Source organism: Labilibaculum euxinicum, from assembly GCF_963678175.1.
In the GTDB taxonomy this organism is placed as follows: Bacteria; Bacteroidota; Bacteroidia; order Bacteroidales; family Marinifilaceae; genus Labilibaculum; species Labilibaculum euxinus.
Window position 1 is genome coordinate 3556182 of record NZ_OY782756.1, and the last position, 15435, is coordinate 3571616.

General features: G+C 38.6%; 5 protein-coding genes. 2 read left to right on the top strand and 3 right to left on the bottom strand.

Features of this window, described 5'->3' with window-relative positions:
* The first annotated feature begins 23 nt into the window (after window positions 1-23).
* Window positions 24-1544, top strand: coding sequence for a PAS domain-containing hybrid sensor histidine kinase/response regulator (locus ACY0M5_RS14295; protein WP_124994451.1), 1521 nt, complete (start codon window positions 24-26; stop codon window positions 1542-1544).
* A 109-nt stretch (window positions 1545-1653) separates the two neighbouring features.
* A complete protein-coding gene (gene rocD, locus ACY0M5_RS14300; RefSeq protein WP_306599147.1) occupies window positions 1654-3003 on the top strand; it encodes an ornithine--oxo-acid transaminase in 1350 nt (449 codons plus the stop codon).
* 180 nt (window positions 3004-3183) lie between these two features.
* Here the strand turns inward: rocD and ACY0M5_RS14305 are convergent, their stop codons facing one another.
* The 3 genes from ACY0M5_RS14305 to ACY0M5_RS14315 form a co-directional block, all read right to left on the bottom strand.
* Window positions 3184-12396 carry a hemoblobin-interacting domain-containing protein gene (locus tag ACY0M5_RS14305; RefSeq protein ID WP_461629604.1) on the bottom strand — a complete coding sequence of 3071 codons (9213 nt, stop codon included), beginning with the start codon at window positions 12394-12396 and terminating at the stop codon, window positions 3184-3186.
* A 273-nt stretch (window positions 12397-12669) separates the two neighbouring features.
* Window positions 12670-14610 (bottom strand): PBP1 and LysM peptidoglycan-binding domain-containing protein, encoded by a 1941-nt coding sequence (locus tag ACY0M5_RS14310; protein WP_461629605.1) that lies wholly within the window; start codon window positions 14608-14610, stop codon window positions 12670-12672.
* 182 nt (window positions 14611-14792) lie between these two features.
* The gene (locus ACY0M5_RS14315) at window positions 14793-15248 is read right to left on the bottom strand and encodes a ferritin-like domain-containing protein (RefSeq protein WP_156196651.1); all 456 of its coding nucleotides are present in this window, start codon (window positions 15246-15248) and stop codon (window positions 14793-14795) included.
* Between the last annotated feature and the right edge of the window lie 187 nt (window positions 15249-15435).

The window sequence follows — 15435 nt, forward strand, 5'->3', positions numbered from 1 at the left end:
ATTACTAAATTAATTTAATCAGCATGAAACTTGATACTTCTACACAAATTAGGCAACTAGAAAAAATTCATCGGATTGCTGGTATTGGCTATTGGATCTACACTTATAACTCAAATGAAATGTGGTGGTCAAACATCACCTATTCTATTTTAGGCTACGATACCCCAAACTTTACACCTAACAGACAAAATTTAATTAAACACATCCATCCTGAAGATCTTGAGTTCTTTTTAGTCTCACTGCAACAAATGGCAAAGCAAACAATAGAGATTGAATTTCGATTTTTTAAAAATGGAGAACTAAGACTTGGTAAAATAACCGGAGAAGTATATAATGACAATCTGGAAGGCCTAATAGAAGAAGTTCTTTTCCAAGATATTACCGAAACTAAAATAAAAGAGTTTGAAATTGCAAAAGCCTGGAGCAAAGCTCTTGATGCCGAAAATCTAAAAAATTCTTTTTTGGAAAATATGAGCCATGAACTAAGAACTCCTTTAAACTCGATTATAGGTTTTTCTGAACTATTGGAAACAAGCAATGAAAAGGACAACGTTAGTAAATTTGCAACTGCAATAAAAACATCAGGCTTACAACTGCTGCGCATTATTGAAGACCTATTAAAAGTATCGATGCTTGAAAGTCGTGTATCAAGACCAATTAAGAGAAATTTTCATCTCAATCAAATGCTTTTGGACATAAAAGAGAACAGCCTAAACCTGCTGAAAGAAAACAACAAAGAACATATTGACCTAATTTTTAATTTTGATCTTGATTCCACAAACGATGTGATAAAGTCAGATCAGATTAAAATCAGAAGCATATTTAAAAACCTAATACACAACGCAATAAAGTTTACAGAAACAGGAAGCATTACATGTTCCTACAAAATAATAAAAGACACAATTCACTTTTCGGTTACCGATACCGGAGTTGGTATTCCTTCCAAATATGAAAATCGAGTATTTAAACGATTCAGACAAGTTGATGAATCAGGACAAAAATATTATGGCGGCACTGGTTTAGGCATGTATATTTCACGACTGGAACTGGAATTACTAGGTGGAAAGATTTGGTTTGTTTCTGAAAACAATTTAGGAACAACAATTAACTTTACAATTCCAAACATCTTAACTTCTGACAACCAGCACGAAGAAGATCACTCTCCAGAGTCTTACAACTGGGAAAACTACACCGTTATTATTGCCGAAGATCAAACCACCAATTTTAAAATCCTTGAAGCTTATCTTCAAAGAACAAACATTAATATTCTATGGGCAAAAAACGGACAAGAAGTAATTAATTCGTGCCTGCAAAATCCTGAGATAAACATTGTATTAATGGATATTAACCTGCCACAAATCAATGGATTAGAGGCCACTGCAATCATCAAAGAAAAAAGACCTAACCTAATTGTTATTGCACAAACAGCGTACGCACTTATTGGGGACAAAGAAAAATCAATTCAAGCAGGCTGTTCCGACCACTTATCAAAACCGATTAAAAAAGGAGATTTACTGGAATCAATGGCAAAATTCCTCCCATAAATCAAACAGACTGTTTTCATTGGGAGAACAGCTCTAACTCCTAATCATAAAATCAGACACATTTTAATAAATGACCTTATGATAAGAGTATTCTTTCAAATTAATTTTATTGGAAAGATTAAAAAACATCTCAAAAGTATTGGTTTATAAAAAAATAATTGCAAATTTGGCATACTGGATTGCAAGAACTCAATCCAAACAAACAAATCTTTTAAACATTGTAATTATGACAAATGCAACAACATCCATGACTGCGAAAGATTACATGGAGAAGGAATCCAAATTTGGTGCTCACAACTATCATCCACTTCCAGTAGTTCTTGAACGTGGAGAAGGTGTATATGTTTGGGATACTGACGGGAAAAGATATTTTGATTTTTTGTCTGCATATTCTGCCGTTAATCAAGGTCACTGTCATCCAAAGATTGTGAACGCTTTAATTGAACAAGCTCAAAAACTGACTCTTACCTCTCGCGCTTTTTACAGCAACAACTTAGGTAAATACGAGGAATTTGTAACTAAATATTTTGGATACGACAAGGTATTGCCAATGAATACCGGTGCCGAAGCCGACGAAACTGCACTTAAATTAGTGCGTCGCTGGGGATATGACGTAAAAGGTATTCCTGACAACGAAGCAAAAATTATTGTCTGCGACGGGAACTTCCACGGACGTACAATTACTATAATTTCTATGTCGACCGATCCGGATTCATACAAAGGTTTCGGGCCTTTTACGCCAGGTTTTGTTGTAATTCCTTACAATGACATTGAAGCTCTTGAAAAAGAATTGAAAGATCCAAATGTATGTGCATTCCTTGTTGAACCAATTCAAGGTGAAGCCGGAGTTTACGTTCCTGAGGATGGTTTCTTGAAAAAAGCATCGGATCTTTGTAAAGCAAATAATGTACTATTTGTTGCTGATGAAGTTCAAACCGGTATTGCCAGAACAGGTAAATTATTAGCGGTTGATCATGAAGGTGTTCGCCCTGATGTATTAATTCTTGGAAAAGCAATCTCAGGTGGTGTTGTGCCTGTATCTGCGGTATTGGCTGATGATGAAATCATGCTATGCATCAAACCAGGTGAGCACGGTTCTACATTTGGTGGTAACCCAATCGCCTGCGAAGTAGCAATGGCGGCATTAACCGTTGTTAAAGAAGAAAAATTAGCTGAAAATGCTGAAGCTATGGGTAAAATCTTCCGTGAAGAATTACAGGCAGTTAAATCAGACATGATTGAACTTGTTCGTGGTAAAGGATTACTTAACGCAGTTGTAATCAAACCTAAAGGTGGTAAAACAGCATGGGATGTTTGCATGCGTTTACGCGATAACGGAATGCTTGCAAAACCAACTCATGGTCATATTATCCGTTTTGCTCCTCCATTGACAATTAATGAGGAACAATTGAGAGAAGCTATTGATATCATTAAGAAAACAATGGCTGAATTCGAATAAGCAATTTGACCTATTAGTTTTCTATGCATTACTCCGATCACCGGACAAGCAGTAGTCCGATCACCGGACAAGCAGTAGTCCGATCACTGGACAAGCAGTAGTCCGATCACTGGACTAGTAGTGGTCCGATTGTTAGATTAAAAAAAGCGGGCTTTCCAAATTGGAAAGCCCGTTTCTATTTTATTGAATAATCAGTTTTGTTCGTACAACTTTATCAGGATACTGAATGGTTAAGAAATAGATACCTCCCGTCAGATTTTTTAGATCGAAAGCAATTCTATTATTGCGAAGGCCATTCTCAATATTGCGGGCAGCAACCAATTTCCCTGCCTGATCGAATATTCTCAAAATTCCATCCTGATCAGAATTTGAAATCTCGATGAAAAATTCTCCCCGACTTGGATTTGGATAAACCACTACCCCGGTTTCTGCTATTAAATCTTCGATACCAGTTGTAATGAATACCTGCTGAGATTTTTTACTATCCGGACATGCATCGTTCGAAGCCGTTAAGCTAACCACATACCCCGATCCATTTGCGTTATCCAAAACAAACGAATGGCTTGGCTCAAACTCACTGCTAATGATTCCGTCCCCAAAATCCCAAACTATATCTGTTGCATTAACACTTAAGTTTGTAAAATCAACCCGATTGTAATCAATATTGAATGTGAAATCGGCTAAAGGTGGCTCAATTGGACTCACACTTACGGAATTAGAATATTGAGTTGTAAAACCATCTTTCGAAACCATTGCTCTGTATCTGGCATTTTGTACCACTTCATCGGATATAAAAATTTCCGAATTTTCGCCGGCAACATCTTCGTAAATATCATTCAACTCATCGTACTTTTGCCACTGAATAAGGCCATCAAAACCAACAAGAGTAATACTTGAACTGGCACCATAACAAACCAATTCAGGATTTGCCCTGGCTTCGCCTGCCCTATTGACCTGCGGTTCCGGAATTGTGAACGACTGAGATAATTTTGGAATTATTCCCGTACCTTCAAACACCAAACGTGCTCCTTCCACTTCCCTTTCACTTGTTGCAGTTAGATCTGTATACTTAACCATACCATCAACAGCAATCTGAGTAAAAGTTCCTGCAAGTGACCAATCTCCATCGTCACCTTTTTTAACAGCTACAGGTGTTTCATTATCGGTAACACAATTATTTCGAAACTGATCCTGCAACTTAAGTTGTGGTTGTCTGAGCAATACCTCTCCATTTTTGAGTGGAGCGGATGGCTCTTTGACAATTACCAGATATTTCGATTTCCCGTGATGTATGGTTTGTTCAAACCGGACAGTATCATAGTTCCCGGAATAAATATACATCGAATCAACTCCTGATTTTTGAAGAATAGAAGTCACGGTTGGATCAAACGTAATTTTCCCAGGCTCAGAAATATCGTAATTCCCCTCCAAACTTCTTATTCCGTACCGGATATCAAAAATCAGCGACCGCCATGTTTTGTTATCGGTAAATTCTACATGGAAACTTTCATCAACATTAGCATCAACAGCTCCCACAATAACCGGCGGTGGTGGAATTACAATATCGAAACTATCAGAAACAACATTCGGTAATGCATCGGAAGTAAACAGCAAACGCGCTCCTTCTACCCGGTTTTCACTGGTTGCAGTCAAATTCAGATAAGTTACCAAACCTCCAACAGCAGTTATGGTTTTGGTTCCTCCTAAATCCCACAAATCAACCACATCGGCTTCCGAACCATCGGAATATTTAGAAGCTAAAATTTGAGTTGCATTGTCTTTTTCACAATTGTTTTTATACCGATCCTTCAATTGAAGTTTGGGTTGCTGTGCGAGAGTATCTCCGTTATTTTCAGGGCCAATAGGCTGGTCGATCATCACCATTTCTGTCGCTATTCCATGTCCAATTTCTTGCTCAACCAATGCATTTGCATATCCATTGGCAACAATTATGATTGTATCAGTTCTTGCAATCTGTAATATCGAATCCCTATCTGGATAGAAAGTAATACCTCCGGCTTCGATCAAGTAAGAAGTATCGACTAAAGTTTCGCCGGCAAATGATATGGCCGATATTGAATCTCTCCAACTGGCATTGTCACTTGCCTGTATTGTGAATTCATTATCCACTGTCACATTTAATGCTGCAGTCAGCTCAATAACCGGAACAGGAATCTTAAACAAAGCAGAAATTACCGTGTCTTTATCAAATGAAAACTGAAGGTAAGCTGAATCTATTGCAATTTCGCTTGTTGCAGTTAAATCAGTAAAACTAACTACACCACTTACCGATTGAGCTTGAAGAGTTCCTGATAAAGTCCAGGCTTTCTGATCATATTTAACCACATTTACCTGCGTAAGATTATCTCCGGTACAGTCATTTAGGTATTGATCACTTAATTTTAAAACAGGTTGCTGAGATAATAATTCACCATTATTTGCAGGATCTGACGGCTGAGTTGTGATCAGTAAACTATCTGCTATACCGTGATTGATCTCCTGCTGAACTGTATCGTGAGCAAACCCCCGGGACTGCACAATAATCTGAAATGATCCGCTTTTTTGCAGAAACTCTGATTCAGAAGGAATCAACTCCAACTCTCCGGCCTGACCCGCATTATAACTCGCAGCACTCAATACACTGTCGTTAACAGTCACCACATTAATACGGCTTCTCCAAACAGAATCCTCAGTAAAAGTAACTTTAAACGGATTATCAACAGTTGCACCAATTGCAGCGCTTAGAACCGGAGAACTGCTAACATCCGGAATATCAAAAGGTGCAGAGACAACTGCAGTTAAATCCGCAGCAATAAATTTCAATTCAGCACCACTTACCGGAGCCGTGCTGTATGCCGACAAATCAGTAAATGTAACAATTCCATCTGTTGCTGTTTGCTCAACGGTTCCGGCTAAATTCCAGTCTCCGCTATCATTCTTTTCAACAGCAATACTCTTTTGAATTTCGGAAGTGCATACATTGGCATATTGATCCAAAAATTGCAAAACAGGCTGCTGATCAAGAACATCACCATTGGTTAATGGAGCTAAGGGTTGCTGGGTTATCTCCATACCTGCAATTGCTCCGTGTCCAACCTCTTGTTCCACAATTACATTAGTATAACCCAAAGAATGGATTACAATACTGAATGTTCCTGCCTTCTGCAGCAATACTTCCTGTGAAATATGAAAAGTAATTGATTCCGCAGCTATCGTATAAGCAGAAGAAGGTAAGGTATCTCCCTCGTAGGTGATGGTCGTAATGCTGTTTTTCCAGGCATCGTCAATGGCAAAAAAGTTTAATGTAAAATCGGAATCAACCGTTACAAGAAATGCAGGATTAATGTTAGGAGGACTTAATAACTCAACAATATCAAAAGGCTCTGAGTTCACTGAAGCCACTCCTGCACCGGAAAATTTCAGAAAAGCTCCGGCAATGGCTGTCTCACTTGAAGCACTTAAATCGCTATAAGTGAGCACACCAGACGAAACAGTTTGAGTTAAAGTTCCTCCTAATGTCCACGCCTGTGCATCTCCATTTTCGACAGAAATCTCAAATGTACTGTTGCTTGAACAACTATTGTTGTACTGATCCCGAAGTGAAACCCTTGGCTGTGTATCTAAATTACCACCATTCACTAACGGTGCTGTTGGCTGCCTGTCAATAAAAATAGTATCCGGAATACCATGTTTAATTTCCTGATTGACTGCTGCATTTTGATATCCTCTTGAATAAACTAAAACTTCTTTCGTTCCAGTTACTTGTAATTCAGTACTTTTTGAAGGATCAAAAACAATTTTCCCAGCTTGACTTTTGTCATAAACATCAGTTGTCAGCAAGTTTCCTCCGTAAGAAATTGAATCAATTTCTCCCTGCCAAGCGGCATTTTCCGAGAAAGTAACATCAAACAATGAATCAACCGTTGCAGTTGTTGAGGCAATAAGAGGTGGAGCAATAAGAGGTGCTGGAATAATAAATGTCGCCGACTCCTGGCTTGTTAGTCCTGTGCCAGAAAAAGTGATTGTTGCATCAAATACCAGATCCGTACTTCTGGCGGTCAAATCGGTAAAATCAACAATCCCATTAGTTACCATTAACGAAGTAGTTCCCTCTACTACCCAGCTTCCTCCTGTTGCATTTGCATTGATAGTTTGTACACTGTTCGTTGTACAATCATTTAAATATTGATCTTGTATTTTAACTCCTGGTTGAGTTTGCAGTAAACCCGCATTGCTTGCAGGCTGTTGTGGTTGAGTTGTTATTGCAATAGATGTTGCTGCACCATGACCAATTGCCTGCAGAACAGAATCTTTCAGGAATGATGTAGAAGTAATAAAAATATATTCGCTGGCTGCAGTCTGCAAAACAGCCGACTCAGCTGGCTTAAATGTTATTACTCCTGCTGTTGAAGTATCGTATGCTCCGGCAGGCAACACTTGAGTTCCGTATCTAATTTCAGTAATCTGACTTCTCCAGGCCGCATTATCAGTAAAAGTAATGTCGAAATTTGAATCAACGGTAACAGCATCTGCAGCAGTTAATACCGGCGAAGCACTTAAATCAGGAATGTTAAAAGTGTTTGAATTTACCGTTGTTAATCCGGTTGTAGAAAAAGCAATAAAGGCTCCTGTAACAGCTGCATTGCTTGATGCTGTCAGATCAGTAAAACTAACTGAACCATTGGTTACTTTTTTCACCAACGTTCCTCCTAAAGTCCAAACATTTGCATCCCCTTTTGCTGCAGTTATTTCAATTGTATTTTCACTGGTACAATCATTCGCATATTGATCCCGAAGTGTTAACACTGGTTGATTAGCTAGCAATGCTCCATTCTCAACAGGAGCTGTCGGCTGCAAAACAATTACCATATCAGTAGCCACACCATGCTTTATTTGTTGTGATACACTCGCATTATCATATCCAAGTGCATAAACTATCATATCAGCTGTTCCCGAAATCTGTAAATCAGAATCTAATGCCGGATCAAAAATAATCTTCCCGGATTGAGTTTTATCATAAGCACTTGCTGCTATTAAATTCCCGTTGTACTTAATCGAATCAATGGCAAGCTGCCAAGTTGCATTTGCACCAAAACTTATTTCAAAACCTGCATCTACTGTTGCTGTTGAAGAAGCAAGCAGTGTTGGTGATGAATCCAAAGAGGGAATTGTAAACGCAGCAGATACAACATCGGTTAAAACTCCTGATGAAAAAGTAATGCTGGCTGTAGTCAGTTCAACACTACTGCTTGCGGTTAAATCTGTATAAGTAAATACTCCTGAACCGGCAGTTAATCCCCTTGTTCCTCCCAACGTCCAGGTTCCACCGCTGGTTGTTTCCGAAATAGTACTTGTATTATCTGTAGTACAAATATTTGCGTATTGATCTCGCAATTGAACTACTGGCTGGGTAGCAAGCTGACCTCCATTGCCTGAAGGACCAACTGGCTGGGTAAACATGAACAGCTCATCAGCAACCCCATGCTCAAGCACCTGACTTAAAGTATCATTAGCAAAGCCACTGGAAATAACAATGATTTCTTTTGTGCCTGCAGTTTGTAATATATTTGATTCTACAGGCTTAAAAATAATTCGAGTTGCATTGGTGGCATCATAGGCTGCTGCCGGAATAGAATTGCCATCAAATGTAATATCAGTTATACTTCCCCTCCATGTTGCATCATCTGTAAAAGTGATCTGAAATTCTCCATCAACCGTAGCATTATTTGCGGGAGAAAGAGCAGGTGAAGCATTTACAGGAATATCGAAAGTTGCAGAATTAACATCCGCAAAACCAGCAGATGAAAAAGTTAAATAAGCTCCAATAACCGGTGCATCGCTTGTAGCAGACAAATCAGTATATGTAAATGATCCTCCCACTAAAGTCTGATTGGGTGAGCCACCCAATGACCAGTTTCCAGCATCACCCTTCACTACAGATATTGCCGTTGCATTATCTGAAGTGCATGAATTAAGATATTGATCCTGACTAATAACAGCTGGTTGCTGCACCAATAAACCACCATTGCTTGTTGGTGCTGTTGGTTCAACACTTACTTTAATTGAGGTAGGTACACCATGACCGATCGTTTGTGATAAAGCTGCATTTGAGAATCCTGCAGCAATAAAAACGAAATCTTGTGTTCCTGCAGTTTGCAATACTGTTGATAAGGATGGATCAAATATTATTTGTCCACTTGTTAGTTTATTGTAAGCAGAAGCATCAATCTCTGTACCACCATAACTAATACTACTGATTTTACTTTGCCAACTGTTTTCATCAGCAAAAGTTACCGTAAATGCACCATCAACGGTCACACCTGAAGCTGCTGTTAATACAGGAGGTGAATTTAATCCCAGATCGAATGTTGCCGAAGCTACTCCTGTTAATCCAGATGCTGTAAAAGAAATATAAGCTCCTGTAACTGCAGCGTCGCTGCTAGCAGATAAATCAGTGTAGTTTAATACTCCAGACGCAACAGTGCCCATTGGAGTTCCACCTAAAGTCCAGTTAACAGGATCATTTTCACCGGCAGTAATGGAAACAGTACTATTCGAAGTACAAATGTTACTATATTGATCCTGAATAGCAACAACAGGCTGCATGGTAAATAGACTTCCATTCACACCGGACGGTACAGGTTCTGTTTGTACAACTATTTTAGTTGCTGCACCATGTCCTATATTTTGGGTTGTACTCGCAGGACTGTAGCTATCAACAAAAATTTCCAAGCTGGCAGATGCAGCAGTTTGCAGTGAAGGATCTGCCGAAGGTGTAAAAACAATTTTATTTGTTGTTGAATTTATAGAATATGCACTTGCAGAAATGGTTGTTCCATTAAATCGAATCGAATCAATACTTGATTCCCAGCTAGAGTCATCTGAATATGAAATTTCAAAAACATCATCAACAGTTGCTCCTGTAGCAGCATTAAGTGTTGGTGGAGTATTGACTGGAATATCAAAAGGAGCAGAATTGAGCGTTGGCAAGCTGCCTGATGAAAAAACTAAATATGCCCCACTAACAACCAAATTACTACTTCCCGTAAGTCCGAAAAACGAAACAGTTCCTCCTACCGCAGAAACAGTAGTGCCTGTTCCCCCCAAAGTCCAATCTCCGGAAGCATCAGCGGCTGCAATTACCTGTGTTGCACCATCACCCGTACAGTCATTACCATACTGATCCTGCAATTTAACTACAGGTTGTGTTCCCAAAACTCCGCCATTGGAAGCCGGAGCTGTTGGTTGAGTAACCATTACAATATTAGCTGCAGCACCATGCTTCATCTCCAAAGATTCAACAGCATCCGAATATCCACTGGACACAATGGTCAGATTCTTTGTTCCGGGAGTTTGCAAAAATCCTGACTGAGACGGCTTAATGGTGATTGCATCCGCACTTGTCTTATCATAAGCTCCAACAGGAAGAACATCGGTGCCATATCGAATTTCACTGATGCCGGTTCTCCATGTTGCATCATCTGTAAAAGTAATATCAAAATCAGAATCAACAGCAGCATCTGTTGGTACAGTAAGTGTTGGATAAGCATTGACTGGAATATCAAATGGATCGGAGATCAGGGAAAATCCATCCAAGGAAAAAGTGATTGCAGCTCCGGTAACAGCAACAGCGCTGCTCCCTGTTAAACCAGAAAAAATCACGACTCCCGATGATGCTGTTTGAGGCGTTGTTCCGCCCAAAACCCAACTCGCCCCACTGGCAACAACTCCCACAGAACTTGTTCCATCGCTTGTACAAGTATTACTATACTGATCCTGCAGACTTACTGCAGGCTGTGTTCCCAAAACTCCGCCATTGGAAGCCGGAGCAGTCGGCTGAGTAGTTATAACAAACTTTGTTGCAGCACCATGCTTCATCTCCAAAGATTCAACAGCATCCGAATATCCACTGGACACAATGGTCAGATTCTTTGTTCCGGGAGTTTGCAAAAATCCTGACTGAGACGGCTTAATGGTGATCGCATCTGCACTTGTTTTATCATAAGCTCCAACAGGAAGAACATCGGTGCCATATCGAATTTCACTGATGCCGGTTCTCCATGTTGCATCATCTGTAAAAGTAATATCAAAATCAGAATCAACAGCAGCATCTGTTGGCACTGAAAGTGTTGGATGAGCATTGACTGGAATATCAAATGGATCGGAGATCAGGGAAAATCCATCCAAGGAAAAAGTGATTGCAGCTCCGGTAACAGCAACAGCGCTGCTCCCTGTTAAACCAGAAAAAGTCACCACTCCCGATGATGCTGTTTGAGGCGTTGTTCCGCCTAAAACCCAACTCGCCCCACTGGCAACAACTCCCACAGAACTTGTTCCATCGCTTGTACAAGTATTGCTATACTGATCCTGCAGGCTTACTACAGGCTGTGTTCCCAAAACTCCGCCATTGGAAGCCGGAGCAGTCGGCTGAGTAGTTATAACAAACTTTGTTGCAGCACCATGCTTCATCTCCAAAGATTCAACGGCATCAGCATATCCACTGGACACAATGGTCAGATTCTTCGTACCAGGAACCTGCAAAAATCCTGACTGAGACGGCTTAATGGTGATTGCATCCGCACTTGTCTTATCATAAGCTCCAACAGGAAGAACATCGGTGCCATATCGAATTTCACTGATGCCGGTTCTCCATGTTGCATCATCTGTAAAAGTAATATCAAAATCAGAATCAACAGTAGCATCTGTTGGTACAGTAAGTGTTGGATAAGCATTGACTGGAATATCAAATGGATCGGAGATCAGGGAAAATCCATCCAAGGAAAAAGTGATTGCAGCTCCGGTAACAGCAACAGCGCTGCTCCCTGTTAAACCAGAAAAAGTCACCACTCCCGATGATGCTGTTTGAGGCGTTGTTCCGCCTAAAACCCAACTTGCCCCACTGGCAACAACTCCCACAGAACTTGTTCCATCGCTTGTACAAGTATTGCTATACTGATCCTGCAGGCTTACTACAGGCTGTGTTCCCAAAACTCCGCCATTGGAAGCCGGAGCAGTCGGCTGAGTAGTTATAACAAACTTTGTTGCAGTACCGTGCCCTATCGTTTGTGAAAACACACCATCAAAGTAGGTTCCATCTGTTACAATAGTAATATTTAAGGTTGTGTCATTTTGAAAATAAACACTTGCAGAAGGAGTAAAAACAATTTCTCCTGAAGTTGTACCTGCATCGTAAGCAGATGGATCAACAACATCATCTCCATATCGTATTTCAGAAATAAGACTTTGCCATGTACCATCATCAGTAAATAACAAAGTGAAAGAATTATCAACCGTAACTCCCGATACCGAATTTAAGACTGGCGGTGCATTTTGAGCTTGTACAATAATGACTGAGATAACCCATAGGAATCCCAAGAGTAGATATTTTTTCATAATTACAGGACTTTAGATAACTAACACATAGTTAGAACCAAAGCGCGTACCACACCCCACAACAGACTCACAATCTGACCCATACACTAAACCTGCAAATTCTCACATATCTACGATATTGGATAAAAGCTCAAACAAATAGAAAAAAGTCAGTAAATACACGACTTTTCTCCCTATTAAAAAAAGACATCCTATTGTGGATGATTTATCCGTATTCGGATAAAAAAAAGCCGAATCACTTAGATTCGACTCCCTATTTTAAATTTAATTACCCTATTCTGATACGTTAAAAGTATTTTGAAATTTAGGAATGGAATGTCTTATCTTAAAATCCCGCGAATAATTTACTAGATGAACACCCTGATTTTCGAGTCCTCCAAACGCATTTACTCTTTTAAAATGGTAATTTGATTGTAACAAATCCAATTTCAATTCATTCAAATGATCAGGAAAACTATGCCCATACCGACTTACAGCCTTGGAGAAATATCGACACAAATCAAATCCCCTAAAACTAAAATCATTCGGTTCACATTTAAATTTCTCTCTAAAATCCGAAACAAACAAATCAATTTTAGCCTCCTTATAATCAATATTGTATGGAGTTATTACACTTAGATTTAAATTGTAGAACAGCTCGGCATCCAAACTGTTAAATCGCTGCCATACAGGAAAACCCATTAAGCGAATATCAAAGCGTTGACTTAAAACATTTAAATTGGAAATAATATTTTCAACATATGGCTGTTTGGTAGAAGGTACCAAAATTACATTTTCGCATGTATCACTCAACATACGTTCAATTCCAAAAAGCCCATATTCATCAAATGAGATCTTCTTATAAGTCATGTCACCATTTTCCCAGTACTTTCCTTTTTCAAACATATTCCGTTCTATGTCTGTAACCAACTGGAATTCATTCAAATGTTCATAACGATCAGGATGAACAACAACTAAATTCCTTGTATCCAAATCGAAACAAACATAGTCGGATATTTTTCCACAAATCGACTGGATAGAAGTATTCATTTGAATCACGAACGGATTTGTTGTGAGCTCTGAATTCTTTGGCGAAAGAGGTGAAATAACAGGGATTCGTCTTTTTTGGGCAAAATCTGCCACAATCGAGAATGTATTTTGATATACCGGTCCTATCATAAAATCCAGTTCAGTATACTGCAGTCCAGCTACAATTCGTTGAACTCGTTCAGAACTTTTTTCGGTATCAAAAACATGAAGATCTACAGATAACCCCTCTTTTTGGAGAGAATCAACAGCCAAAAGAATACCTTGGTAGAAACGAATGAAATCATGCGATTTACTGTATAAAATCCGTGGATTTCTCTCCGTAATAATTTCAATAGTATCCTTATAGGAAATACTTCTGTTTATGGAATCATTCGCATCCAAATACAATGGCAAAAACAATGCTATCCGTATTTTATTCTGACTTAGTGGTTTTAAATCAACTTTAGGAACAACAGTATCTGCAACCTGATATTTTTTTGCAATTGTATCCTTTTGTTCTTCCTTCTCCGTAAAATATTCCGGAGGAACCAAATACCTGGGAATCCGAACCCAATCGCCAATCTTTAAAGATGTACTTTTCAGTTTTGGATTTAACTTTTTGAATTTTCGCAGATTCATAAAAAACCGACGGGATATAGAAGACTCTGTATCCCCTTGTTTTATCACATAATAGTAATAATTCTTATCATGTTTAGGAACAGTATTAAGTTGTGGCTTTTTAACAATCTTAGGGATTTTAACGACTGTACCCAAACGTAAATTGTCCCCCATCTCTGGATTTGAGGCCTTTATCAATGCAATATCAACAGCATATTTTTTATACAAAGAAAACAATGTGTCTCCCTTTTTTACTATATGATAAAAGAACTTCTCATCTTCCTTTTTCACTAAAACAGGAGAAAGAACAGTTTCTGAATCTACAACCGGAATTCTTAAAACCTCACCAACATTAACTGTTGCTTCCGTTTTTCGATTCACCTGCAAAATAACAGCAAGGTCAACACCATATGCCCTACTAATAGAAAACAAGGTTTGCTTTTCTTTTACAAGATGTAAAAAACAGGTTTGACCACCTACAACAACCTTATTATTAGACAACTCAACATTTGTAGTTTGAGCTTTCGTAAAATTTACTGCTCCAATAAGGAGACATATCAGAAGGATACTTCGAAAAAAATAATGCATTAATTATCTGTATTTCAAACATTTATAGTTCACTAACAATAGCTAACAAAAATACTAAAGTCCGCTTGGAAAACAAAATATCTACAATAATTGAACCGTAAAAAAGCAAAATCGAAATTCTTCGCCTGAATTTCGATTTTATCATACGTCAAAACAACAATTCCTCATTACAGCTTTTTGAATCAATTCTCTACTAAAATATGTTCGTCATATTCTATTTCAAATTTCAACTTTTGTCGTGCCTCATCATTAGCCAAAGCCAAAAAAGCTTCTCTACACTCCTTATTAACCGCACTCTCCGCCATATTCAAATAAAATTTAAATTTTGCCTTTTCTTTTTTCATAGCAATAATCAGTGCGTCCTGATAGGTTAAATCATTTCTGGTGTGATCTACATCCTCAAGACTACCAGTAATTTTCATATCCTTAATTTCATCCAGGTTCAATTCCGGTTTCGCATCCTTCATCTTCTCCAGTCGAAGCATTCTGGCTGTTTTCTCTAAAGCAATATCCCAAAAAAGGCCTTTCACATGTTTCCTGTCCATTCGACTTGCAACCTCAGAGTAAAACTCTACTTCATCCATCTCCTTATCGATTGCATAATCAATAATTTCCTCAAACGTCCTAAAAATTTTCATCCTTTATTTTTTGTTAATTTATAATCCCATACGAATCAAAAACCAATTTAAAATTGGTGCGTTTTTCTTTTCAGCTTGACCATATAAGTTACAAAATAGTAACAATCAATACAAATGAATTTTTAAGCTTAGACTTTGATTTTCCTCGTTGGATGCGTTAAAGACTTCACCATCCAAACATTTTTGC